We start from the raw sequence: 26571 nt of genomic DNA on the forward strand, positions 1-26571 counted from the left end.
GTGTGGCTTATTACGTTCAAACTTGGCTTTAGCCATGATGATCTTCCTCGTTTACGTCGAAAGCAAGCTACAAGAGGCTACAAAAGACACCGAAGCTACACAACACATCGACATATAGTCAAAAAAAACAGACGCCCAATACTTTAAAAGCAGACTAATAAGCCTGCTTCTTTAAAAATTTGTAGATATTTCTACTAAACTGTAATCTGGAGCTCTTATCGAGATTTGAACTCGAGACCTCTCCCTTACCAAGGGAGTGCTCTACCACTGAGCTATAAGAGCGATAAGCTTCGATGGAGCGGGAGACGAGGGTCGAACTCGCGACATGCAGCTTGGAAGGCTGCCGCTCTACCAACTGAGCTACTCCCGCGTGTTGGTATTTATACCACCTCATTCGAAGTTAAATATGGTGGTGAGAGAAGGATTCGAACCTTCGAAGCTTTCGCGACAGAGTTACAGTCTGTTCCCTTTGACCGCTCGGGAATCTCACCAGATCACACTTATTTCAGTGCTGTTCTTACTCAACTAAACTTCACACTTTTAAATGGTGCCGGCACACGGATTCGAACTGTGGACCTACTGATTACAAGTCAGTTGCTCTACCAACTGAGCTATGCCGGCGTTTCTTAGTGTTTCGTACGTTTCGTATCGGAACGGTGTGCAGTTTAGCAAAACTCAGAAATGATGCAAGCGGTTTTTTTAAAAAAACCGCGAAAAACTCATAAAATCAATCCATTTGATGATAATTCAACCGCTTTGATCACTGCGCGAGCTTTTATTTGGGTTTCATTCCATTCAGATTCAGGATTTGAGTCTGCAACCAGCCCTGCTCCAGCCTGTACATAGACTTTATTATCACGAATAACACAGGTACGAATCGCAATCGACATGTCCATTTCACCATGCCAACCCAAATATCCGACTGCACCACCAAAAATACCGCGTTTTACTGGCTCTACTTCATCAATAATTTCCATTGCACGGATTTTTGGCGCACCAGATAGCGTTCCCGCCGGGAATGTTGCTTTAAAAACATCCAAAGCATCGACATCATCCCGTACTTCACCTTGTACATTCGAAACAATATGCATTACGTGCGAGTAACGTTCGATTACCATGCGGTCAGTCACTTGCACTTTTCCAATTTTAGACACGCGCCCAACATCATTACGCCCCAGATCGATCAGCATAAGATGCTCAGCAATTTCTTTTTCATCAGAAAGTAGGTCTTTTTCCAGTGCCAAGTCTTCTTCTTTAGTTTTACCACGTGGGCGCGTACCAGCAAGTGGGCGCACAGTGGCTATTCCATTTTCTAAACGGGAAAGAATTTCAGGCGATGAACCCACAATATGAAATGGTTTGTGATCGGTTAAGGTATGCCCTTGCACCAAGAATAGATACGGCGATGGGTTGAGATGGCGTAGCGCACGATACACTTGCAAAGGTTCACCATCGAAATCTGACACCATGCGATGCCCAGGCACCACCTGCATCACATCGCCCGCACGAATGTATTCTTTGACTTTCTCAACCGTTTGTAAAAACTTCTCTTTACCTGTAAGCGATTCAAAATGTGGTGCTGTATGCGGTTTGGCTTCTAGGCTAATTGGTGTATTGAGCTGTTTTTCAATCTCATCAAGTTGCTGCTGTGCTTTTTGGTAAGCATCGGCATCTTGTGTATCTGCATGCACAATAATAAATAAGGTATCTTTCAAGTTATCAAAAACAATCACGGTTTTTGACAACATCATCCAGATATCAGGTAAGCCAACAGGGTCTTGATTTGGAATATGGTTCAGACGCGGCTCAATATAACGCACAGCATCATAACCAAAGTAACCTACTAGACCACCTGTAAAACTCGGTAGCTCTGGTAATTGTTGCTGTGTCGGGACTTTAAACTGAGCCTGAAAGTCACGAATATATTGAAATGGGTCACTACATGACTGTTGAGTGATCTGCCCATCAGGTTGTTGAATCGTAAGCTGACCTTCATTACAAGAAAAGATCGTTGATTCACCCAATCCAATAATTGAATAACGCGCCCAGTTTTCCCCACCCTCTACCGACTCAAATAAATAAGCTTGTGCATGCTGTTTCAGGCGAGCAAACACCGACAACGGCGTATCGGTATCTGCCAGACGGCGACGGTAAACGGGAATGGTGTTAAAACCTTGTTGTTGCAGTTGTTGAAAGCGTTCAGGAGTCATCATTTGTGGAATGCCTTTTATTTTAAAAATAGGGTTGATCAGTCAAAACTCGGTTAAGCGTGGTTATGAGCGACGCCATCGAAAAAAGGTGATCATATTCATTCCAAGATTCCTGTACTTATTAAACAAACATTAAACGATTAAGGTTTCGAGAGTATCAATCACTTGCTGCGGTTGGCAAGCAGAAATATCTTCACCATGATTATAGCCATAACTCATTACCACACAGTCAATCCCTGCACGACGTGCAGCCTCAACATCATTGCTTGAGTCGCCAATCATCAGGGTCTTTTCAGGTTGTACCTGAAAGAAATCCATAGCATGCAACAGTGGCATCGGGTCAGGTTTACGTTTCGGCAAACTATCCCCTCCAACAACCAAACTAAAGAAGTTCCCGACTTCAAGTTTATTGAGCAGGATTTTTGCCAGATGCTCAGGTTTGTTGGTCACACATGCCATATTTAACTGCTGTGACTGGCAATACTGTAGAAAAGGCAACACCCCTTCAAATAACTGGCTTTCTACACACAATTCAAGTTCATAAACTTCGAGATATTTTTCCAATAGCTGCCGATGTTGCTCAGGGTCAATCTGCCCTTGTAAATGCATCAGCACCCGATCACAGAGCTTGGACGTCCCCTGCCCAACCCATTCACGGATTTGCGCTTCAGTGACAAGTGAATAGCCAAGCTGTTGCAGGGTCAGATTCATGGCGCGAAACATATCTGCTGCGGTATCGATTAAGGTGCCATCTAAATCAAATAAAATGACATTTCGCTGCTGTAATCGGCTGACCGATGACATGGATTTCTCCTTTTAAGTATGAGGTTGTGTTGCAACCTCACCACTTCGTCTTATTTAAAGAATACAAATGCCAAAACAACCAAAATAATAATCGCAATGATGGTCATCAACCCAACTGATACATTTTTCTGTTGTTCAACTTCCTGTTCAACACGAGATGCAGGCGGTTCAATCGGCACTGGAGTAGGTTCAACTTTGGCATGAAGGTCAATACCTTCAGGAATTGGTGCAGGTTTTGGTACAGAAACCTGTTGCGGCATGCCTTCACGGCTGACAGTCGTTTCTGCTGCACGCTCTGTTAAGCTTGGCATACCCTGCTCACTCATTTTCTGAGCATGATTGTCTAATTCTATTTGGCTCGCTGCTTTAGGTAATTCAAGATTTTCATCAATGGCCAAATCTGCATTTTCAGCCAACAGCGCGAATTTTAAATTCGCAAATTGAACAATATCACCTTGCGTTAACAGCGTCTCTTGAGCAATACGCAAATCATTCACAAACGTGCCATTGGATGAATTTAAATCAGTTAACCACAATTGATCATCACGAACGTTCAATGCTGCATGGCGGCGGGAAATCGCCGAAGATTGCAAAACCAGGTCACAGTCTTGATGACGTCCAACCAGCATATCTTGTTTTACTTCGATTTCCTGACCCTGTAATTCATCAGAAATCGCCTGTAGTGTCCAACTCATATTGATTTCCCATTTTCTCGTTTCACATAGAATAACATGTTTAGCCGATCATGCTGCCCCTGTCAGCCCAATGATTCAATTCACTTTATCTTTGAACAGAGCTGTATTACACGAACCTGCCTAGATGGTTTATTGAACAATATCCATGATCTGAATTGTATTTCCAGCAGCATCATATGAAGTGTGATTCAATTTTTAAATACGTCCCAATAAAATCACCAAGATTTAAATTCAAAAAAAACCTGCTATTAAGCAGGCTTGTTGATTCATCATCACATTCATTTTTTAACGCTTATGCTCAGATTGATGCTTTAAACTCGCACCCGTTAAACAATTTTCATCTTCAAGAACATGTTGTTCTGCAACTGCTTGAACTTCAATTTCAATTTTATATTCCGAGTCAATCAGTTTCACGCCTAAAGCCGCACGAGCAGGTGGGCAGCCTTCTGGCACCCAATCCTCCCAGACAGCATTCATTTGTGCATAATCCCCCACAGAAGCTAAATAAATTCGGGCGCAAACAATATCTTTTTTGCTGGCACCCGCATGTGCAAGCAAGCGATCTATAAATTTCAGAACTTCCTTGGTCTGGCCTTCAACATCTAAAATTGTATTTTCAGCCACCTGCCCTGAAATATAAATAAAATTTGCTGAACCTACATGAGCAATGGTCATTTCACTAAATCGTGGACCGATTTCATGCCGTGTAATTGTCACCATTTGAATTCTCCTTATTCTTTATTTCACAATATCTAATTACATGGCGCAGATGTTGTTATTTTGTTATCTCTTGATTTTGCTGAGTTGACCACCATCCCCCGCCTAAAGCTTGAAATAATGCAGCCGTATCTTGTAAGCGATTGCCTTGAGCCTGTGCTAATGCCAATTGCATTTGTAAATCATTTTGCTCAAGTGGTAGTAAAGCTATACGACTAATATCACCTAAACGGTATTGTTTGCGTGCCAAATTTAAACTTTTTGAACTGGCCTGTGTAGCCTGTAAAGCTGTGCCATAGGCATTTTGATCTGACTGGATCGATTGCATCACGTCACCAACATTTTGAAATGCAGCAATAATCGTGCTTTTATATTGTGCGACTGCACCATCATAAGCAGCACGTGCTAGTTTTTCTTTATGTTTTAATGCACCACCATCAAAAATAGGGGCAGTTATGTTTGCGCCAAGCCCCCAAAAACTTGAACCCGATGCAAATAAGTTTGAGATTTTATCGGCAGATGACCCCAAATCCGCACTTAAGGCAATATTTGGCAATCTATTTGCAACTGCAACGCCGATATTGGCGCTCGCAGAATGTAACATGGCTTCAGATAAGCGAATATCGGGACGGCGTTGCAATAAACTTGAAGGTAGTGCTGCTGGTAGTTCATATGGCAACTTAAAGTGAGTTAAATTAAACTCGGCAGCCAAACGATCACTCGGGTATTCACCTGCTAAAGCCTTGATTAAATCACGTTGAATTGCCAGTTGTTTTTGTAAAGGAGGTAACGTCGCTTCCACCGCCAATTGCGCCGATTCTTGTGTCATCACATCTGCATCTGACACCTGTCCGAGTACTCTCGCTTTATGCAGAATCGAGGTTAATTCACGTTGTTTTTGAATTGCATTTTGCGTAATTCGAATTTGATCACGAATAATCGCTTCTTGAATTGCCGCATTGACAACATTGCTAATCAAAGTGAGATAAGTCACTTCTACATTGTAGCGACTTGCATCTGCTTCAGCTTTGAGCATTTCAACCTGACGTTTATTTGCTCCCCATACATCTAGGCTATAGGACGCATTTAATTGTGCTGTATGCAAATTATAGATATAGCTGTTCGAAGCTAAGGGGCTAGCCAATGACTTCGCAACTCTTTGTCTAGTTGGGTTAAAGTTTGCAGATACGGAAGGGAAAAATGCAGCCTGCTGGATTTTCACATTTTCCAAAGCCTGATTTAGATTCGCTTGGGCAATTGCCACAGAAGGATTATTTTTCAGGCACTTTTCGATCAGTAAATTCAGTTCTTGTGAATGAAAGGCTTGCCACCATGCTGTAGGAATATCTTGTAAAACATATTTCTGTGCTGTTGAAGGAGCCTGAGATAATGCCAAATTAGGTTGCTCAACGAGCGCCTTAGGTAAATGAACATCGGGCCGTTGATAATTGGGGCCAACCGTACATCCTGATAGGATTGCCAGCAAACCTATCCCGCTCCAGAATGTGCCTTTTCTTAAAACATTTACCGACAAAGTATATGGTCTCAAGTTTTTCATTAACGATGACTCCGACGTCCAGGCATATTCCATTTTTTATTTTCAGCAAATCTTTCAATCACATAATAAAATACTGGAACAATAAATAAGGTCAATAAAGTCGATACAATGAGACCACCGACCACAACTGTAGCCAAATTACGCTGTACATCTGTGCCGACTCCTGTTGCCAGTGCTGCTGGTAGCATCCCAATAGAAGCCACCGTAGCCGTCATTAAAACAGGGCGTAAACGTTCACTTGCTGCGGTAATGATACTTTGATCTAGATCAAGCCCATCCCCGCGCGCACGCCTGAAATTGGCGACCATAATGATCCCGTTCTGGACAGAAACACCGAACAACGCAATAAAGCCGACTGCACTCGCGACATTTAAGGTATTCCCCGTCACATTCAGCGCAATAAGCCCCCCTAAAGTCGCCAGTGGCACAACACCTAAAATCAGTAATACCTGACGGAAGCGTCCAAACTGGAAAAATAACAAAGCGCCCATCATGCCGATCACTAAAATCATAATAAACCCTAGGCGTTTTTCGGCACGATCTTGGCTTTGGAACTGTCCTGCCCACTCCATATGATATTTACTTGGATCGAGTTTGACTTGAGCATTAATTTTTTGCTGCGCCTCAGCCAAATATGATGTTAAATCACGACCACGGTTATCAATACGAACGGTAATTTGTCGTTCGCCCTGCTCATGCGAAATGGTGCTTTCACCTGTTTTGAGTGAAATATTTGCCACCTGAGCCAATGGAATTTTTGCACCACTTGCGCTGTTTAATTGCAAAGCACCCAATTCGGCAGGGCTATTCTTCGCATTTTTAGGGAAACTGACTGTCACGTTATATTGGCGGGCATCAACGTACACAGGAATAATCGGCGTGCTTCCGACACCTGTTTGGATCAGCGCAGAAATATCGGCAATGCTAATACCATATCTTGCTGCCGCTTCACGATTCACCTTGATCATAACTTGCGGGATAGGCGGCTCCTGAAATAATGAAGCTGAAGCTGTTCCTCGGATTCCTTTTAAAATATCGACCACTTGATCACCAATACGGCGACCTTCTTTTAAATCTGGCCCATAAATACGTAAAACCAATGGGCTGTGCGCACCACCTACCGCATCGTTTACGCCATCAATAATCGGCTGGCTAATCCCGATATCGTAACCCGGCATTTGGCTAAATTCTTGCCCCAACTTTTTAATAAATTGAGCCTTGGTTTCGCCATTTGGCCACTCACTATAAGGTTTCAACCCAACTGGCATTTCGATATGCGAGGGTGTCCACGGGTCTGTGCCGTCATCACTGCGTCCAACCTGACTCACCGCATAAGACACTTCAGGGTGCTTGAGTAAAACACGGCGCAGATTTGTGGCCATTTCACTGGATTTATCTAGTGAAATACCTGTTGGCAACTGCACTTGTAGCCACAATGCACCTTCATCCAACTCAGGCAAGAATTCACGCCCTGTACGCGCGCCAAGTAAGACCACAGCCACTAAAGACAAAATCGTAATGCTATAAACAATCACTGGGCGGAATAATAAAGTGGTTAAAACCTTTCTATATTTTTCAGTAAGCCAGATTAAGGGTTTATTTTCAAAAACCTTTCTGGGCTTTTTCAAAGCGACGTAAGCCAATCCCGGAATCAATGCGATCGCACAGACTAAAGCACCGAGTAATGCATAGCTCACTGTAATCGCCATCGGTGTAAACAACTTACCTTCAGCACGTTCAAAGGCAAATAATGGTAAATAGGCAGTAATAATAATCAGTGTTGCAAAGAAAATCGGACGACCAACATAACTTAAAGTTTCCAAGATATCTTGCTCGCCTAAAACCACATCTGGTTCTTCTTCTCGCCGTCTTAAAATGGCCTCCATGACCACAATTGCCCCATCGACAATAATCCCGAAGTCGATTGCCCCAAGCGAAAATAAATTGGCAGGCATATTGGTAAAATTCATCAGAATAAATACCGTCACCAACGCCGCTGGAATGGCAACCGCCGCAATAATGGCACTGCGCGGGCTTCCCAAAAACAAGATCAGAACAATCAAGACAAGCCCGACGCCTTCCATTACCGTATGTGTCACTTTATCGACAGTGAGTTTGACCAAGCTATCTCGGTCGATATAAGGCACAATTTTAACCCCTTGCGGAGCAAGTTGTTTATTCAGTTGATCAACTTTGGCATGTACACCATCTAGAACGGTTGAAGGGTTTTGATATTTTGTCATCAAAACAATCCCTTCTAGCGTGTCTGGGTTATAGTCTTTACCTACAATCCCTTCACGCTCTTGATGCCCAATCACCAGCTTGCCTAAATCTTTTAAATAAATAGGCATGCCATTTTTTTGCGTCACAACAACTGAAGATAAATCTTCAAGGGAATGAACCTGACCAACGCCACGCACGACATAGCTTTGTTCACCTCGGGTAATACGCCCACCGCCGGCATCTGAACTGCTGGAGTTAATTGCTGTGGTCACATCATTAAGAACCACGCCATATTGCTGCATTTTTGCAGGGTCTAATTCCATACGGAATTCTTTGGTTAAACCACCAAAGTTATTGACATCAGCAACCCCTGCAACCTGCTTAAATGCAGGCATCACAACCCAGCGCTGGATCTCTGAAAGCTGCATCAAATTTTTATTTTCAGATTCGAGGGTATAACGATAAATTTCACCGCCTGAACCACTTAGCGGGCCTAAACTAGGTTGAGCACCAGCTGGTAAGGTGACACTACTTAAACGCTCCATCACCCGTTGACGAGCAAAGTAATCATCTTTACTGTCAAAAACTAGTGTAATCAGAGAAAGTGCAAAAGTACTACTAGAACGAATGGTTGTGACGCCTGGCGTACTATATAGACTACGTTCTAATGGTGTTGTAATTTGTTGCTCAACATCTTCAGCAGACAGCCCAGGAACTTGTGTTGTGACCTGCACAGTGACATCATCAAGTTCTGGATACGCTTCTACTTTCATCACTTTCCATGAGTACATGCCATAAATTGCGAGAATAATGGCAATCGCCCAAACCAAGTGACGGCGACGGAAAAATAAGGCAATCAGACGATTAATCATTGAGTAGCACTCCACCACTAACAATCACGCGATCTGATGGATTTAAGCCAGAGATAATCTGCACATCAGTATCATTTTCACTGCCCAATTCCACAATTTTCCGTACATAGGTATGTGGTTTTATTTCTACAAAAACGGTGATTTGCTCATTATTCATCAGCAACGCAGACTGCGGCACAGTAATTTTCTGTTGGTTATTATTTTTAATTTGCACCGTTGCAAACATATTTGGCTTCAATTTCATATTGGTGTTATCAAATAAAATACGAGCCTTGGTGCGGCGGGTGTCGCTATCTAAAACATTACTGATATTCCCAATACGCCCATGGAACACTTGGTTTGGGTATGCGGGGAAAGTTACATCTACCTCTAGCCCTGTATGCACCTGATTCAGCTGTGCTTCTGGAATATTTGCAGTTACCCAGATCTGATCAAAATTTGCAATGGTCAAAATCGCATTGGTATTGTCATTGATAAATGAGCCAAGGCCTACATTTAAAGCCGTGACATCACCATTGATTGGAGAAACGATCGGCAAAAAGGCTTCGGAGCCTGACCGTTTTGCGCCATGCCCTGCCAGGGTTTTTAAACGTTGCGTTGCACGTTCATATTCGTCTTTGGCTTGAATTTGTGTACTTTGAGCCGCTTCCAAATCTTTATTGGCATTCGCACCAATCGCATTGACTTCACGCGCACGTTTTAAGCTGGCATTGGCTAAACTCAAACTATCTTTGGCTTTACTCACATCTGCATACGCTTGGGCTAAATCTCCAGAGCTCATGATCGCAAGCACTTGCCCTTTGTGAACATGATCGCCAATTTTTACATTGAGTTGAACGATACGACCTGTCAGTGGAGGCTCAATATTGGCAGATGCTGCCGTATTAGCCTCAACCATGCCAGGGAAGCTGGTCACTTGAGCCGAACCACCTGAACTCACAGGCATGACTTTGAGATGGCTGATTAAAGGTGAATGATTCGGTACAATATATTCATCCCCTTGATGTTTAAACATTTCAGGTGGAGGGCTAGGGTTTTTAGCTTCAGCAGGTTCATTTTTATGAAATGACACGATCCAAATGATGCCTATCAGCAAACATCCTCCGAATGCAATAGCCAACTTTGAACCGACAGATAGTTTTGAAGCATTATGATTGGTTGAAGGCATAGTCTGGCTACCTTAAATCGTATTGGATTCGTGATTTTTTTAAAAATCGACCTGCTTAAAGCGCATACATCATATAAATTAAAAATTAAACAAAAATTAAAAAGACTCTAAAAAAAGAATTTAAATAGTTGAAATATATTTAAAAATTAAACCAAATACTCCAGATTATAATTCTCTAAAATGACAAGTTAATGATATAAAATTGTAATATTTATGATTATTTTAATCTGATTAAACATAGCAGCGTTATACCAAACGACTCATGATGATTTATTCAACAATACTATTCACAAATATGTAGCATTCATCCACTCAAATCTACTACATCGTGAATTTAACTGTAAAACTTCACTTCTTTTATTGATCTATTTTCTGCACCTATGAACCAAATATAAAAAGAGTTGAAACAATCATGAAAGTGACCCAATTGTTAGAATGTCGTCAAACAATAAAACCTGCAACAGCACACATAAAAAAAGCTGAATCTAAAATAAATTCAGCTTTTTTCATCTTATTCATCTCGATTAGATCAAGAAGTCTTCCAAGCTTGCGCCTTTTTCCAACTCAGTCACTAACCAGCGAGGTTGTTTACCACGACCAGTCCAAGTTTCTTCTGGGTTGTTTTTATTACGGTAGCGTGGCTCAACAGTTTTACGCGTTGGGCTTTTACGTTTTTGAGCGCCATATTCAAGTAGTTGCTCAATTGTTAAATCAAGACCTGAAGCAATTTCAATTACTTGATTATAAGCATCTTGAATTGCCTGTTCTTTTTTAGAAGCAATTAAAACTTCCGCTTCACGTTGTAAGCGTTTTAACTCTTCAACAGATAAAGTACTAATGTCTTGCACAGTTTTTCTCCAAATTCAGATTGAAATCTATTTAAAATAAACTTCCATGTCAAATATATTAATCTAATCATGATTATTAAGTATAGAGAAAAGCCAAAGAAATAACTTATTTTTACAACATCAACCGCTTTTTATTTTTAAATCATAAAACCTCTAGTTTCATATTTTAAATATCCTGATATTCGAATTGCAAAATTATTCAGCTATAGATTTACTTTTAAAAAGTTCGTATTACTCTCAAACAGTAAATTAAGCTGTTGTACCAGAACTTCATTATCCTTTAACTGGTTTTTAATTCTTAAATAACTCATTAATATATTATCTGGATATAATTCTAATAATTTTTCTGCTTCAGAAAAACGACCTGTTTCCTGATAAACAAACCATCTTGCAAAACTAAATATAGGAATATTTGGGTATTTTTCTTCCCACATATTTAACTGTTGTTCAATTTTCTCATATGCAGGTGTTTGTTTTAACAATTGTTTTTCAAACCACAAATAAAAAACTTCCTGATCAAACAATTCATCCAGTAATGTTTCAGCCAACATTTCATGCGCCAGACTCATCTCTGGTAACCGCGCTAAGACCTTCAACCACAACACTTTATTTTCACGGGTTGTGTCATGCAGCTTCGTCTCTTTAAACTCTTCATAACGCTGCTGTAAATGATTTAAATCTTCTGGGCTGGCCTGATCAAAGGCAATTAAAATCTGCTGCAACCAACGGGTTTTATCAAGATCATTGAGCTGCCCAAACTGACTACTTTGTACATACAGCCACGGAAATTGCACCGCAAACTGTCCCCAAAGCAAGGTTAAACGCTGCAGATATCCCTGCTGAATGTCTTTTAGCCAAGGAGATAATTCATGCTGAGATAAAAATTCCAAATGGGTTAATGCATGATTAGGGTTTTGTTCAGATAAATAAATTTCAATTCGCTGCAATTCTGCCAATTCAAACGCCATAGCAGGACTATGTTCAAGCATATTTAATGCTGATTTTGCATCACCCTGCTTCCAGAGGAAAAATGCATGAATCACTTCATTTAATAAATTAGATTGTTTAAAAATCCCTTCAACCATGTCCCTTTTTTCTTGATTGGCATCTAATAACCACAATACCGCCATTTTTTCATAAGGGTGCAAATGTTCAAAATTAAATACTTTCTGTTTTCTTTGTTCAAGTCGGGAAAAATAACGTTTAAATAGCAACCATAATACCTGTCCAATCAGGCTCAGTATGACCAGCGAAATTAATAATGCCCAAACATTACTCTGAATTTGCCAATGTCGAAAATAAACATAGACATAACCTGCGCCATACCCATAACTCAGGATACTCACTAGCGCAATTAAAAGCAGCAGCACAAATGCATAAGAATATAAAATCTGTTTCATGCCTGACCTCTAATTCAATATTGCCAGTGCAGTGAGTTTCGGCATAGTCACAGCAGGCAGCTGCTTGGCTTTTTCAAGTAATACACTTAAAGCATGGCGATTAAATGTCGGTGCTTGACGCAATAACTGATTTACATCTAACAATGTTTGCTGATATTCATCATATTGGCCAGATTCAAGCAATTGTTTTGCGAGTACCAGACGTATTTGCATTTCTTTTAATACCAGCCGTTGATTCATTAATTCAGTTTGTGGCTGGTCTGTTGATTCAACTTTAAACCAGCGATTCCAAAAATGCTTTTGCTGCACAGGCTGATATTGTTGGGTCTGGCTCAATAATAATTGATTTAATTGCTGATCCATTTGGCGAAATATTAAATGTAACTGATCTAGCTGATTTTGATGGTTATCGTGATATTGCTGAATATTTTGTAAATCTTGAGTAATTGCCTGATATAAACTTTGTTGCAGAGCGGGTGATAAATCATAAGCTGCAATCTCCTGATTGAGCTTTTGCAATTGTTGAAATGCATAAACGTCCTGTTGCTGCCGTAAAGCAAACTGTACCAGTTGCAACTGCTGTTTTACCAAAATAATCGGATTAAGCACATGTACAGCAGCACTTTCACTACTGGCAACATCTGAAGCAGTAGCCTCTGACGTATCGGGTGCAAGTTGACGTTGTAATGCCACTAACTGGTCATTGGCATTGGCATTGGCTTGTTCGCTATGCAAAATCCGCGTTTGTAGCTCTTGTAATTGCTTGGAGTTTTGCATCAGATCGTAATTGAGTTTTACCATCCAAGTGACAATCAATAGACTTAAAGCCACAAATAACTTTCTCATGCTGTGCCTTTTTGTTTTAACAGAAAGTTGCGTATGCTCTCTGGGTCTAAACTTTCAAGCTGCTGCACAGCGAGAATGTGCTGCTGAAGCAACAATTGCGTTAAGCGTTGCCCTAAAGTGAGATACTGACATTTAGATAAAATTTCAGGGGTATTTTGACATAGTTTGACCCAGTTCAACCAACTGGCTTCACTACTTATACAAACAAAGATAGGCTGTGTCATGGTCAGCAAGCGTGGGGATAATTGCTGAAACTGTGTCGTGGTCTGTGCGGGACACTGGCGCTGATACAGCACAAAATTCAAAATATTGACACCGCGCTGCTGTAAGGCATCCATCATGAACTGTCGTCCACCACGCCCCCGCCAAAACGCCACGCGCTGAAGATGCAAGCCCTGCAACACAGGAAGTTGTAACATACCTTCGGAGTTCTCAACATCTGGAACACTGGCAGTAATGCCATAGTGCTGCAAACTGCGTGCCGTTGCCTGCCCCACTGCAATCCACTGCACCTGATTTAAAGCGGACAGTTCGATTTGGCTTGCCTGTAAATACTGCATCCCCACATCAACCGCCGTAGGGCTAACGGCTACAATCACCTGAGCGCACAGCAATTGCTGATAGAGTGCTGCAAGCTCTGCGGAATAGGGCATTGCCTTTAATTCCAGTAAAGGCAATTCCACTACTTCAATCTGGTCTTGTTGTAGAATTTGCGTCAGGGCTTGCGCACGCTCAATTGGGCGAGTATTCAGCAGAAGCATTTTAGTGGTGCAGCGCCTTGAGTAATTCACCTGCACCTTGAGCCAACAATTGCTGCGCTAATTGCACACCCAACTGCTCAGCTTGCTCCACAGTACCTGTCACCTCATCTTTCAACAACACGACACCATCGATACTCCCTACCCGACCTTCTAGATGTAATTGCTGATCTTGCAAAGTGGCAAAACCTGCAATCGGCACTTGGCATCCCCCTTCCAAATACGCATTAAATGCCCGTTCAGCACGTACACAATATTGAGTTTCAGCATGTGCCAAAGGTGCAATCAAATCCAGAACTACCTGATCCTGATCACGACATTCCAGACCTAAAGCACCTTGTCCAACTGCAGGTAAACTCATGTCTGCGCTAACATGATGACGAATACGTTGCTCCAGACCCAAACGCTTTAATCCTGCGCTGGCTAAAATAATGGCATCGTACTGACCTTCATCCAGTTTTCCAAGGCGAGTGCCTACATTGCCACGCAAATCTTTAATCACCAAATCGGGACGCTGCTGCAAAATCTGACACTTACGGCGCAAACTAGATGTCCCAACCACTGCACCTTGTGGCAATTCATCAAAATGTGCGTAATGATTGGAAACAAAAGCATCAAACGGGTTTTCACGCTCGCAAATAACCGCCAGCGTTAAGCCTTCAGGCAGTTGCATTGGAACATCTTTCATGGAATGAACGGCTAAATCGGCACGACCATTGAGCAAGGCACTTTCTAGCTCTTTGACAAATAAACCTTTTCCACCAATTTTTGCTAAAGGTGTATCAAGGATTTTGTCCCCTTGAGTGACAAAAGTCACCAATTCTACGGTTAACTGAGGGTAAAGCTGCTCAAGACGACTTTTTATATGCTCGGCTTGCCATAATGCAAGAGGGCTTTGACGGGTCGCAATTTTCAAAATATTCATAATGGATGAAGCCTGAGCATCGAGATGATGCACTAAACTTAACCTGATCTAATAAAAATGCAAGTCCCAAGCCTAAAAAACTGTTTAGAGTTGCTGTATAGACTCGCGAAGCTGAGGCAAATGCCGTCGGCTAATCACCAAACGCTCAGCGACATCACGTAACCGCACCTGATACTGTCCAGAACAAATACTTTCAATTCCATCTAAAAATTTGATGGATACCAAGGCATTGCGATGAATTCGAATAAACTGGTCAGCAAACTCCAGTTCCAGATCTTTTAATGTTTCATCAATCAAGACACTACCCTTTTGATGACGAATGGTGACATATTTCTGATCTGCCAGAAAATAATACACCTGCTCAATCGGAATCAGTTCAACCCCCCGATGAGACTTTGCGGTAATGTGCTGGCGCTGTTTTTTGGATATTTGACTGGATGATTGCTGAAATTGGCTGACTTGTGCCTGATTGGGTTTACAGACTTGATCGAGGACTTCACACAATTCATTTTTGGCAATCGGTTTGAGTAAATAAGCTTGTGCCTGCGACTGAAAAGCCTGCAAAGCATGCTGATCATACGCTGTACAGAAAATGATGGCGGGTTTGATCTCAAGATGCGCCAATTGGCGGGCACAGCTTAACCCATCTATTTCGGGCATCTGAATATCGAGCAATACCACATCAGGCTCATACTCTAGAACCAAATCGTAGACTTGCCCACCATGTTCAGCTGTTGCCACCACCTGATGCCCCAAATCACTGACCAAACGCACCAATCGTTCAACAGCGAGCGGCTCATCATCACAAATTAAAATATCCATACGCGCTTTATATTCCCCGATTTGCTGTGTATGTCATCCGCTTGTTATTGATACGGATAGGTTAAGATTGTGGTAAAGATGCCCTGCCCTGCAAAACATTGAATATAGGCAGCATCGCCATAATAGGCACGTAGCCGTTGTTTAACATTTTCTAATGCAATGCCATTGCCTTGGCGTTGCCCTTGTTGTTCTTGTAAATATGGATTAGTAATCACAATATTAACTTGTCGGTCGAGAATCTCTACCAATAAACTGATCTTACACGGACTGCTTATTTTTTCAACACCATGAAAAATACTATTTTCAAGTAAAGGCTGCAAACTCAGGACTGGAATCTGAATATATTGCAGTGCCTGAATATCAGGCAAGCGCCAATCCATCTGCAAACGATCCCGTAGGCGAATCTGTTCAATCGCAATATATTGCCGGCAAATCTGTAGTTCTTCTGCCAAGCTCACCAATTTGAGTTCCTGAAAGCTCACCCGAAACAAACGCGACAGATTAATCAGCATCTCTTCTGCTTTATCGGGATCAACCGCAATCAAACTGACCACGCTGTTGAGGCTATTAAACAAGAAATGCGGCTGAATCCGTGCCTGCATGGCCTGAATTCGCGCCTGCAATTCGCTATGTTGCTGCTTAAGCCACTGATCGCGAATGTACAGATAGCGTAGCGAAAATGCCCCCATGAGTACGCCATAGCTGAGATGTAACCCGGCATGATCAAATAACTGCTGCCAATCACCAAGCTGTCGCCATCCAAAATGCATCATCAACAGCAATGCATTTAAGAAAATCGTGGTCAGAAGCACGATCCCTTGTAACAAGAAAAATGCTAACGTAAATACAACAACATGATTTAAATGGTTTATTTTTGGCTGTATTTTCTGAATCACCACAATAAAAGCCAGAATGACCCAATAAATGTAGAGCAAATATTGCAGGACATGCCCCCAGTTCATGGCTTGCCAAGCCCCTGCTTCAGCCAGCATCAATACCACCGCCAAAATACTGCTGGCTGCAAATAATTCGATTAAGTGTTGCCAACGACCTATTTTCGTAAAAAAATAGGCTGACTGATTGTTCAGCACATCGCTACTCTGGGCTGAATGATGATCTTGAGCATCGGCAAGTTGCTGAGCTTTTGTTATACTGCTTTTTATTTTACTGAGCCGCCATGACCACATCTTCTCATTCCTCTAATACTCCGCAAACCAATGAAACTTCAGGTATGTGGGGAGGTCGCTTTACCGAAGCTACTGATGCTTTTGTTGCTGAATTTACTGCATCTGTGCAATTTGACCAACGTTTTTATCAACAAGATATCGCAGGTTCGATTGCACATGCCACCATGCTTGCCAAAGTCGGTGTTCTGACTGAAGCTGAACGTGATGATATTATTCAAGGCTTGACTGAAATTCGTCAGGAAATCGAAGCAGGTACTTTCGAATGGCGTATTGACCTTGAAGATGTTCACATGAACATCGAATCACGCCTGACCAACCGCATCGGCATCACAGGTAAAAAACTACATACGGGTCGTAGCCGTAATGACCAGGTTGCAACGGATATCCGTTTATATGTACGTGACGAGATTGACGACATTCTCAAACTGCTCGAACGCCTACAAAAAGGAATTTTGGGTTTAGCTGCCAAAAATACTGCTACAATTATGCCAGGCTTCACCCATTTACAAACAGCACAGCCGGTGACTTTTGGTCATCACCTTATGGCGTGGTTTGAAATGCTGGTACGTGACAGCGAACGTCTGATCGACTGCCGTAAACGTGTTAACCGTATGCCACTAGGTTCAGCAGCGCTTGCAGGCACAACCTATCCAATCGACCGTGCTTATACAGCCGAGTTGTTAGGTTTTGAAGCAGTCAGCGAAAATTCACTGGATGCGGTTTCTGACCGTGATTTCGGCATTGAATTTAATGCCGCTGCATCATTAATCATGATGCACTTGTCACGTATGTCTGAAGAAATGATTTTGTGGACATCGGCACAGTTCAAGTTTGTGAACATTCCTGACCGCTTCTGCACAGGGTCATCGATCATGCCACAAAAGAAAAACCCTGATGTTCCTGAGTTAATTCGTGGTAAAACAGGTCGCGTGTATGGTGACCTCATGAGCCTGTTAACCCTCATGAAAGGTCAACCGTTGGCGTATAACAAAGACAACCAAGAAGATAAAGAACCTTTGTTTGATGCGATTGATACCGTTCGCGGCTCACTCATGGCATTTGCCGACATGATTCCTGCACTGGTTCCAAATATCGAAATTATGCGTGAAGCGGCACTACGTGGCTTCTCTACCGCAACTGACTTGGCCGATTATTTGGTGAAAAAAGGCGTGGCATTCCGTGACGCACATGAAATTGTAGGTAAAGCGGTTGCGCTTGGCGTACAGGAATCAAAAGATTTGTCTGAACTCAGCCTTGAACAATTACAACAGTTCTCTGACCTGATCAGTGCAGATGTATTTGAAAAAGCCTTAACCCTTGAGGCTTCTGTCAGCGCACGTAACCACATCGGTGGTACTGCCCCTGTACAGGTTGCTGCAGCAATTGAGCGTGCTTATGCGCGTTTAGAAAAACTTTACGCTTAAGGATCAATAAGATATGACTCGACAAGTTTTTTGCCGTAAATATCAAACCGAGATGGAAGGCTTGGACTTTGCACCATTTCCTGGTGCCAAAGGACAAGAACTATTTGAAACAGTCTCGAAACAGGCATGGCAAGAATGGTTAAAACACCAAACCACACTGATCAATGAAAAACGCTTAAACGTGTTTGAAGCAGAAGCGAAAAAGTTTCTGGAAGAACAGCGTGAAAAATTCTTGAGCAATGATGAAAGCGTAGAGAAAGCTGAAGGCTGGACTGCTGAGAAATAATATTTTACCTATAAATATTATCGCTCTGTATTTAACACCCAATAAAAAGCAACGACCCGTTCGTTGCTTTTTATTTCAACAAAACTTACATGCTGCTTACAAACAGGCATACAAAATAACAAGCCCTCACAGGACTACACATGATTGTTGCTTAGACTCTGGTTATTATACTTTTAACAAGACAAGGTTTTTTCTTGATTATTGTGACCGATACTCCTTTTATATATCCCAGATCACCCCCAACTCTGGGATTTTTTTTATTCTGGATTTGAGCCAGCAATAAAAAAAGGGCGAAATTCCTTCGCCCTTTCAAAAATATAAGAGTCAGCTCATTAGCGACTGTGTACCCGTTGCTCAATTTCATCTACGCTGGTATGACGAACATCCAGACCTTTAACAATATAAATCACCTGCTCGGCAATATTACGCGCATGATCACCTACGCGTTCCAAAGAGCGTAGTACCCAGAGAACATTCAATACACGCGAAATATAGCGAGGATCTTCAATCATATACGTCATGAGTGTGCGTGTCGCAGACTGGTATTCACGGTCAATATCGACATCGGCACGCAGTACTTCTAAAGCTTGCTCGGCATCAAGGCGTGCAAAAGCATCCAGTGCCTCATGAATCATGACACGGACTTGGTTGCCAATATGACGGGTTTCCATAAAACCGCGTGGCGAACCACCTTCTTCACATAAAGTTTGTGCAATATTGGCAATTTTTAAGGCTTCATCCCCAATACGTTCCATATCGGTATTGGCTTTGCTCATCGCAATCACCATCCGAAGGTCAATTGCAGCAGGATGTCGACGCGCTAAAATCAGGGTTAAGCCTTCATCAATTTCCAGCTCAAGACGATTTACATTTTTTTCTTGGTACTGAACATCGAGTGACATATTCACATCGGTATCGAGCAGTGCATGAATAGCATTGGTCACTTGCTGTTCGACTATCCCTCCCATTGCCATAAATTTAGCATTCACTTCTTGTAAATCTTCATTAAATTGTGAAGAAATATGATGTGCTAAGACTGGATTTTTTAGGGTCAAGAGAGATCTCCAAAATCGAGAAATGAATTTTTTTATTTAAACATAATTCACATGACGGTTTGATGACAAAACCAACAATTTGATACGATGGTGATTTTTTGATTTTCAATATCTTATTCTTGGAATTCCCAAAAATCATCGAATTTTACAGAGTATGGACATATTTCGTTTTTCTTTGACACTTCACTAAATTTGTTAACCAAAATTTGCAACTTTACAACAGCTTTCTTTGCATACTTACTTTAAAAATATCATCCATAAATTCGCAATGTTAGCAATTGACGATTTAAATTTTTGAGGTTGATTTATGCCAGTTAAACTAGGGCGTTCCATGCTAATGCTCGTACTCTTGATAGCAGGCTGCCATCAACCTACCAATGAACAACATCAGGAAGAATCGCAACACCACGGAATACAAAAAACGGTCATTTCTTTGTGTAGTTTGCTCGGTCAGCAAATGCAGAACATCACCAATACCAGCTCAGTACAAGATTTGCAGTATGTTAATCAACGATTGGAACAATGTTTACCACAACTTCCAGCGAATGAGCGCCAACAATTACTCTATGCCTCAACGAGCATGTATCAGCGCTTTCTCGCCAGCGACCGTACGACAGAACAACAGCGTGCTTTTGATCAATACGCGATGAGTGACAATACATACAACACCAGTTATCTATCCGAGTTTTCACCGCGTGACCGCTATTTACTACAGCATCAGGGCAATGCAGCCTATTATGAGGTGTATGATTCTGGCGATACAGGGATTATGTATCGCCGTCAGCCCAAATATTTGCTGCATATTTTTGCGCCTTATCTTCCCAAACCCGAGCAGATTTTTATTGAAACACTGGCAGCGCAAAATGAATTTCCAGTCTTGTCTAGCAATGGTTTTAATATTTCATGGGCTGAAATTTCCAAACGGGCATTATTTTGGCAAAATTATGTCCAGACGTATCCTGACAGCGCTCTGATTGATGATGCACAACGCCTGAAATTCAAATATACCCAGTTTCTCTTTCACGGGGTAAGTAATATGCCCGTGTCCAGCAACTATGTCGGTGAAGACAGTATCTATCCTGAAGCACTCGAAGAAATTAAGTATTTAGCAGTACAAGATCACTCTGAGCTGGGACAACAGGCAAAAAAATTCCTGCATTTTATTCAGATTACCCCGCACAACCGTGATGAGACTATTCCAATTGAACTCAGTCCAAGTGAACAGCGTTCACAGCGAAGTGAGACGATCAAAGCCATAAAACAGCTGGATCATTACATGGGACTCTATGATCCACTGGCGCTAGACAGCACACATATCAACAGGGATTGTTTAAGTGATTCTATTTGTATTACCCATGCAGGTAAGGTGGCAAATAGCCTGGTGAGTAAGCAGCAATTTTAGGATCTGTGCCGAAAAAGTAGCCCATTCATGCTATCTTAGGCGATTATTCTGACTTTATTTTCTCACTCTCCAAACCATGACTTCGAACTCCTCCGATATATTGAAAGCAATTGGCTTTTTGATTATTTCTGCCTTTTTATTTTCAATTATGGGGGTTTGTATTCGCTATGCTTCACATACTGTAGACAACGCGACTATTGTTTTTTTCCGCAATTTTATCGGGTTATTTATTTTTATTCCGATGCTTTTACAAAAAGGGCCACAGTTTTTTAAAACTACAAAACTATGGATGCATTTGTGGCGCAGCATTGTCGGATTATCTGCAATGTATGGTTTTTTCTATGCGATTGCCCATCTTAAGCTCTCCAATGCCATGGTGTTTACTTATTCTTCCCCGATTTTTATTCCTGTAATTGCGTGGTTGTTTTTAAAAGAACGGATTACCAAATCCATGCTGATTGCGGCGCTAATTGGTTTAACAGGCGTTCTGTGTGTTGCCAAACCTGACTCAGGTATGTTTAACAGTATTTCGCTGATTGGGCTTGCCGCCAGTTTTCTAGCCGCAATGGCTTTTGTCACAGTACGGGCGCTGACCGATACCGAACCTGCTGAACGAATTGTGTTTTATTTCTGCGCTTTTGGTTCACTGGTGTCGGCAATTCCAATGTTTTGGCTGATTCGCCCTTATCACTGGCAGGAGCTGGCATTTTTAATTAGTGCAGGTTTACTGGCCAATATCAGTCAGATTTTTATGTCCAAAGCCTACAGCTTGGCACCTGCAGGGCAGATTGGGCCTGTCAATTATATGGCGATTATTTTTGCAGGTATTTGGGGTTATTTCTTTTGGAAAGAATTGCCAGACCATGCCAGCTTAATTGGGTTTATCCTCATTTTTTCCTCCATTTTACTGTGCAACCCGATTGTCTTAGCCAAGTTAAAATTTAAAAAATAATTAAAAATCTATAGCTTAAAAACTCTGGTATCTCAAAATAATGACAGAGACTTTTTTCTCAATAAAAACATGCTAAGCTGTTGCCATGCTTGACGGAGCGCGAGTAATCCCTCGCTGAGATTGTGTAAATGTTCGCATTTAAACACAAGTACCGTTGAACCTGATCAGGTTAAAACCTGCGTAGGAATCAAGCCATCTAAAAACTACAGCCCGAGATTTATCCATTCTACAACAAGATAAATCCGACAGGTTTTTGGTCGAGCTTGATTCGTTGATGTCATTCATAAGGATCATGACCATGAACCAATTAACGAATCCGTCCCCTGCTGATATCTCAGCACAACATGAACAAGATGCAAAAGATCTGACCCGTATTTTGCCTGCATCGCGTAAAGTCTATGTTCAAGGCTCTCGCCCAGACATTCAAGTGCCCTTCCGTGAGATCTCACTAACTGAAACACCTACAGGTTTGGGTGGTGAGCATAACCCACCTGTCATGGTCTATGACACTTCAGGCGTGTATACTGACCCGAATACGCAAATTGACCTCAATCAAGGTTTGCCATCAGTTCGTGGCACTTGGATTGAAGAACGTGCCGATACCGATGTACTCGACACTCTAACTTCGAAATTCGGTCAAGAACGCCTCAAAGATATTCGTACCGCAGAAATCCGTTTCGCCCATATTCAAAACCCGCGCCGTGCCAAGGCAGGCAAAAACGTTACGCAAATGCATTATGCCAAGCAAGGTATTATTACACCTGAAATGGAATATATCGCAATTCGCGAAAACCAGCGTCAGCGTGAAGATGTCGATATGCGCCAGCACGCTGGGCAAAACTTTGGTGCGCAAAACCTGAAAGAAATCACCCCTGAATTTGTGCGTCAGGAAGTGGCTGCGGGACGTGCTATTATCCCTGCCAATATTAACCACCCTGAACTTGAGCCAATGATTATCGGGCGCAATTTCTTGGTGAAAATCAATGCCAATATTGGTAACTCGGCGCTTGGTTCTTCGATTGATGAAGAAGTGGCGAAAATGACCTGGGCAACCCGTTGGGGCGCTGACACCATCATGGACTTGTCAACAGGGAAAAATATTCACGAAACCCGTGAATGGATTATCCGCAACTCTCCAGTGCCAATCGGTACCGTGCCGATCTACCAAGCACTAGAAAAAGTCGATGGCGTAGCCGAAGACCTGACTTGGGAAATCTTTAAAGACACCCTGATCGAACAGGCTGAGCAAGGCGTAGATTACTTCACCATTCATGCAGGTGTATTGCTGCGTTATGTACCAATGACGGCAAACCGCCTAACAGGCATCGTGTCACGTGGTGGTTCGATCATGGCGCAGTGGTGTCTGGCGCATCATGAAGAAAACTTTCTGTATACGCACTTCGATGAAATCTGTGAAATCATGAAAGCCTATGACGTGTCATTCAGCTTAGGTGATGGTTTACGCCCAGGCTGTATTCAGGATGCCAATGACGAAGCACAGTTCAGTGAACTTAAAACACTGGGTGAGCTGACCCACCGTGCATGGGAACATGATGTTCAGGTCATGATCGAAGGTCCTGGACACGTGCCAATGCACATGATCAAGGAAAATATGGACTTACAGCTTGAAGTCTGTAAAGAAGCGCCATTCTATACTCTTGGGCCGCTAACGACCGATATCGCACCGGGTTATGACCACATCACTTCCGCGATTGGTGCAGCCATGATTGGTTGGTACGGGACAGCCATGCTGTGCTATGTAACACCAAAAGAACACTTGGGTCTGCCAAACAAGAAAGATGTGAAAGATGGCATTATTACCTACAAGATTGCTGCGCATGCTGCTGACCTTGCCAAAGGGCATCCGGGTGCACAAGTGCGTGACAATGCGCTGTCAAAAGCACGTTTTGAGTTCCGTTGGGATGATCAGTTCAACTTGAGTCTGGACCCAGATACAGCGCGTAGCATGCATGACGAAACCTTGCCGAAAGAAGCGCATAAATCAGCACACTTCTGCTCAATGTGCGGTCCTAAATTCTGCTCGATGAAAATCACGCAAAACGTGAGAGATTATGCAGAAAATCAAAAAAATGCAAATCGGCCAGATATTCAAAATCAAGAAGTTGAACAAGGCTTACAAAGCATGAAGGAAACCTACCAGCAGACAGGGCAAAAGTTATACCACAAGGTCTAATTTTCCCATAAAAAAGAGTTGCCTTAATTCATAGCTCAGTTAGGATGAAATGAAATATTTCATCCTAATTTTACTTATGAATATCGTTGAGCATGCAAGCTATAACAAACAAGATGTTGAAGTGACTTCTCGCGAAACATTATTTAAAGGTTTCTTGCAAGTTGAGAAAGTCAGTTTACGTCATCGTTTATTTAAAAAAACAGGCTATACCTCTGTTTTGCAACGTGAATTAATTCACCGACCAGAAGCGGCAGGTGTACTCATTTATAATGATCAGCAACAACGCTTTGCCCTGATTGAGCAATTCCGTGTTGGTGCACTCGATGATCAGCAATCACCATGGCAATTGGAAATTATTGCAGGCGTCCTCGATGGGGATGAATCACCAGAAACCTGTATTCGCCGTGAAAGCCTAGAAGAGTCAGGTTGTCAGCTTGACCAACTCCAGCATTTATTCAGTTTTTACCCTTCCGCAGGCGCATGTTCCGAGTTATTTCATCTGTATGCCGCACAAGCCGACTTGCCTGAACAGGGTGGAATTTTTGGGGTCGCCGACGAAGGCGAAAATATTCAATTACATCTTTTTGATTATGCTGACCTAGCCCGATTGCTGACGAGCGGACGACTTGCCAATGCGCCTGTAATTATGGCATTGCAATGGTTACAGCAACATCTTCAAAAATAAATGGCACTCAAGTGTGATAGATGCGATGACACAACAGGCTCAAACTATTATTCAAATTAGCGATACCCACTTGATGGAGCATGCCGGTGCGACATTTGTGGAAATGTGTCCAGAACATAATTTTCATGGAATTATGCAACATATTGTTGCCACACATCCCCAGATTCAAGCCATTGTACACACGGGAGATGTCGCGCAAGACGCAACGCCAACCACTTATGCACGCTATATGCAATATATGCAGAGCTTAGGCATTCCATTTTATCAAACACCTGGCAATCATGACGATCTGCGCTATTTTCCATATTCACAACCTGCGCCCATTACAGTGATCAATTTGATGCCGTGGACGATCATTTTATTGACAACCACAGTCACGGGAAAAATTGATGGACATATTGATCAAGATCAATTAGATCAATTAGATCAATTGTTACAGCAATTGAATGATCGTTTTGTGCTTATTGGCTGTCATCATCATCCACTGCATATGCAATCAACCTGGATCGATCATCACCGTCTTAAAAATAGTGCTGACCTGTGCTCTGTGCTTCGCAAATTTTCTCAAGTTAAAGCTGTCATTCATGGACACGTCCACCAAGAATTTTCACAGATTCAAGACAATATCGAATTTTTAGCTGTTCCATCGACCTGTGTTCAGTTTGAACCCCAAAGCCATGATTTCGCTCTGGGACATAGCGATGCACCAGGTTATCGTGTACTGGATTTGTATAATGACGGACGTATAGACAGTAGGGTTTACCGTGTCAATCACCTCATTCCAAAAATAAATAATGAGATTTCAGGTTATTAACTTTTCATTTGGTGCAATTTCGATTAAGTTAACCGTCTTGAAAAAGGATCGCTTGGGTAGAATTTAAGACTATTCAAGTATGCAAAAAGTCTTTATGATGACGACCCCTTGAGCATGAATTCACTTGAGGGTGAAATAACAAAAAACTTGCATATCACCATAGCGATTACGTCGATCTCGATGTATATGATGAGGAATGCCCTATTATGGCGAATGACAACCTAAACCAAGTCTTAGATGACCACACAGATGCACCGAAACGTGCACCACGTAAGACCAAGCCTAAGGCTTCTGAAGGCAGCTCAACAGCAAGCTTATTCGGTATCGCTCCTTATGAACCGAAGAAAAATGAAGAGTATATGTCTGAAGGTCAGCTTAAGCACTTCCGTCAAATTCTTGAAGCTTGGAAAGCCGAGCTTATGTCTGAGGTTGATCGTACACTCAACACCATGCAAGACGAATCAACCGCATTGCCAGATGTAAATGACCGTGCAACCCAGGAAGAAGAGTTTGCCATTGAACTGCGTACACGTGACCGTGAACGTAAACTGATTCGTAAGATTGAACAATCTCTTACTGCAATCAAAGATGAAGATTATGGCTTCTGTGAAACTTGCGGTATTGAAATTGGTTTACGCCGCCTAGAAGCTCGTCCAACAGCGACTTTATGTATCGACTGTAAGACCTTGGCAGAAATCAAAGAGAAGCAAAACAACGGTTAAAACC

At 42.2% G+C, this 26571-nt stretch carries 23 protein-coding genes, 4 tRNA genes and 1 riboswitch; of the genes, 8 read left to right on the forward strand and 19 right to left on the reverse strand.

All coding sequences use genetic code 11. From position 1 onward, the window contains the following. Positions 1-207: 207 nt before the first annotated feature. From ACX1N5_RS06670 to ACX1N5_RS06755, 18 genes are all read right to left on the reverse strand, one after another. Positions 208-282, reverse strand: a tRNA-Thr gene (locus tag ACX1N5_RS06670). A gap of 12 nt (positions 283-294) precedes the next feature. Next, a tRNA-Gly gene (locus ACX1N5_RS06675) sits at positions 295-370 on the reverse strand. Between the two features lie 37 nt (positions 371-407). After that, positions 408-491 (reverse strand) — tRNA-Tyr (locus tag ACX1N5_RS06680). Between the two features lie 54 nt (positions 492-545). After that, a tRNA-Thr gene (locus ACX1N5_RS06685) sits at positions 546-621 on the reverse strand. 98 nt (positions 622-719) lie between these two features. Further along, entirely contained in the window at positions 720-2213 is a 1494-nt protein-coding gene (gene trpE / locus ACX1N5_RS06690) for an anthranilate synthase component I (protein ID WP_458801313.1), read from the reverse strand. A 129-nt stretch (positions 2214-2342) separates the two neighbouring features. Further along, on the reverse strand, positions 2343-3014 hold the full coding sequence (locus ACX1N5_RS06695) for a phosphoglycolate phosphatase (RefSeq protein WP_458801312.1): 672 nt from the start codon (positions 3012-3014) through the stop codon (positions 2343-2345). A 50-nt stretch (positions 3015-3064) separates the two neighbouring features. Then, the gene (locus tag ACX1N5_RS06700) at positions 3065-3709 is read right to left on the reverse strand and encodes an FHA domain-containing protein (RefSeq protein WP_458801310.1); all 645 of its coding nucleotides are present in this window, start codon (positions 3707-3709) and stop codon (positions 3065-3067) included. A 285-nt stretch (positions 3710-3994) separates the two neighbouring features. Continuing rightward, positions 3995-4429 carry a RidA family protein gene (locus tag ACX1N5_RS06705; RefSeq protein ID WP_458801308.1) on the reverse strand — a complete coding sequence of 145 codons (435 nt, stop codon included), beginning with the start codon at positions 4427-4429 and terminating at the stop codon, positions 3995-3997. A 55-nt stretch (positions 4430-4484) separates the two neighbouring features. Then, positions 4485-5984, reverse strand: a complete 1500-nt coding sequence (locus ACX1N5_RS06710) for an efflux transporter outer membrane subunit (RefSeq protein ID WP_458801306.1) — start codon at positions 5982-5984, stop codon at positions 4485-4487. Next, positions 5984-9079 carry an efflux RND transporter permease subunit gene (locus ACX1N5_RS06715; RefSeq protein ID WP_458801305.1) on the reverse strand — a complete coding sequence of 1032 codons (3096 nt, stop codon included), beginning with the start codon at positions 9077-9079 and terminating at the stop codon, positions 5984-5986. The genes ACX1N5_RS06710 and ACX1N5_RS06715 overlap by 1 nt, the downstream gene beginning before the upstream one ends. Beyond that, entirely contained in the window at positions 9072-10151 is a 1080-nt protein-coding gene (locus tag ACX1N5_RS06720) for an efflux RND transporter periplasmic adaptor subunit (protein WP_458801303.1), read from the reverse strand. Before ACX1N5_RS06720 ends, ACX1N5_RS06715 begins: the two co-directional genes overlap by 8 nt. Positions 10152-10771: 620 nt before the next feature. Further along, entirely contained in the window at positions 10772-11095 is a 324-nt protein-coding gene (locus ACX1N5_RS06725; RefSeq protein WP_004902511.1) for an H-NS histone family protein, read from the reverse strand. Positions 11096-11298: 203 nt separating this feature from the next. Next, entirely contained in the window at positions 11299-12495 is a 1197-nt protein-coding gene (locus ACX1N5_RS06730; protein WP_458801301.1) for a heme biosynthesis protein HemY, read from the reverse strand. A gap of 9 nt (positions 12496-12504) precedes the next feature. After that, positions 12505-13341 carry a hypothetical protein gene (locus ACX1N5_RS06735; RefSeq protein ID WP_458801299.1) on the reverse strand — a complete coding sequence of 279 codons (837 nt, stop codon included), beginning with the start codon at positions 13339-13341 and terminating at the stop codon, positions 12505-12507. Next, complete coding sequence (locus ACX1N5_RS06740; protein ID WP_458801297.1) at positions 13338-14102, reverse strand: uroporphyrinogen-III synthase; 765 nt, start codon at positions 14100-14102, stop codon at positions 13338-13340. Before ACX1N5_RS06740 ends, ACX1N5_RS06735 begins: the two co-directional genes overlap by 4 nt. Position 14103: 1 nt before the next feature. Then, positions 14104-15024, reverse strand: a complete 921-nt coding sequence (hemC, locus tag ACX1N5_RS06745; RefSeq protein ID WP_458801295.1) for a hydroxymethylbilane synthase — start codon at positions 15022-15024, stop codon at positions 14104-14106. An 84-nt stretch (positions 15025-15108) separates the two neighbouring features. Continuing rightward, entirely contained in the window at positions 15109-15846 is a 738-nt protein-coding gene (locus ACX1N5_RS06750; RefSeq protein ID WP_004749903.1) for a LytR/AlgR family response regulator transcription factor, read from the reverse strand. Positions 15847-15890: 44 nt separating this feature from the next. Next, positions 15891-17033, reverse strand: coding sequence for a sensor histidine kinase (locus ACX1N5_RS06755; RefSeq protein ID WP_458801293.1), 1143 nt, complete (start codon positions 17031-17033; stop codon positions 15891-15893). Here ACX1N5_RS06755 and argH point away from each other — a divergent pair. Together argH and ACX1N5_RS06765 are read left to right on the forward strand one after the other, a co-directional pair. After that, positions 17024-18457 carry an argininosuccinate lyase gene (argH, locus tag ACX1N5_RS06760; RefSeq protein ID WP_116728011.1) on the forward strand — a complete coding sequence of 478 codons (1434 nt, stop codon included), beginning with the start codon at positions 17024-17026 and terminating at the stop codon, positions 18455-18457. The two genes, ACX1N5_RS06755 and argH, sit on opposite strands and share 10 nt — an antisense overlap. A 13-nt stretch (positions 18458-18470) precedes the next feature. Next, the gene (locus tag ACX1N5_RS06765; protein WP_004749906.1) at positions 18471-18743 is read left to right on the forward strand and encodes an oxidative damage protection protein; all 273 of its coding nucleotides are present in this window, start codon (positions 18471-18473) and stop codon (positions 18741-18743) included. Between the two features lie 332 nt (positions 18744-19075). Here ACX1N5_RS06765 and phoU read toward each other — a convergent pair whose 3' ends face one another. Continuing rightward, on the reverse strand, positions 19076-19798 hold the full coding sequence (gene phoU / locus ACX1N5_RS06770) for a phosphate signaling complex protein PhoU (RefSeq protein ID WP_131388405.1): 723 nt from the start codon (positions 19796-19798) through the stop codon (positions 19076-19078). 307 nt (positions 19799-20105) lie between these two features. On the opposite strand from phoU, the gene ACX1N5_RS06775 reads away from it, so the two are divergent. The 6 genes from ACX1N5_RS06775 to dksA all read left to right on the forward strand — a co-directional run bounded on the left by ACX1N5_RS06775 (position 20106) and on the right by dksA (position 26567). After that, positions 20106-21200: a hypothetical protein gene (locus tag ACX1N5_RS06775; RefSeq protein ID WP_458801290.1), complete on the forward strand. Its 1095-nt coding sequence runs from the start codon at positions 20106-20108 to the stop codon at positions 21198-21200. Between the two features lie 76 nt (positions 21201-21276). Next, complete coding sequence (locus ACX1N5_RS06780) at positions 21277-22152, forward strand: DMT family transporter (protein ID WP_458801288.1); 876 nt, start codon at positions 21277-21279, stop codon at positions 22150-22152. Positions 22153-22235: 83 nt separating this feature from the next. Continuing rightward, positions 22236-22356: riboswitch (TPP riboswitch) on the forward strand. Between the two features lie 94 nt (positions 22357-22450). Continuing rightward, the gene (gene thiC / locus ACX1N5_RS06785; protein ID WP_458801286.1) at positions 22451-24346 is read left to right on the forward strand and encodes a phosphomethylpyrimidine synthase ThiC; all 1896 of its coding nucleotides are present in this window, start codon (positions 22451-22453) and stop codon (positions 24344-24346) included. Positions 24347-24422: 76 nt separating this feature from the next. After that, complete coding sequence (locus ACX1N5_RS06790; RefSeq protein WP_458801333.1) at positions 24423-25031, forward strand: NUDIX domain-containing protein; 609 nt, start codon at positions 24423-24425, stop codon at positions 25029-25031. A 25-nt stretch (positions 25032-25056) separates the two neighbouring features. Beyond that, positions 25057-25845, forward strand: a complete 789-nt coding sequence (locus ACX1N5_RS06795) for a metallophosphoesterase (RefSeq protein ID WP_458801284.1) — start codon at positions 25057-25059, stop codon at positions 25843-25845. 206 nt (positions 25846-26051) lie between these two features. Further along, the gene (gene dksA, locus ACX1N5_RS06800; protein ID WP_131382003.1) at positions 26052-26567 is read left to right on the forward strand and encodes an RNA polymerase-binding protein DksA; all 516 of its coding nucleotides are present in this window, start codon (positions 26052-26054) and stop codon (positions 26565-26567) included. Positions 26568-26571: the final 4 nt, after the last annotated feature.

It is taken from the genome of Acinetobacter sp. ANC 4636 (assembly GCF_054454555.1).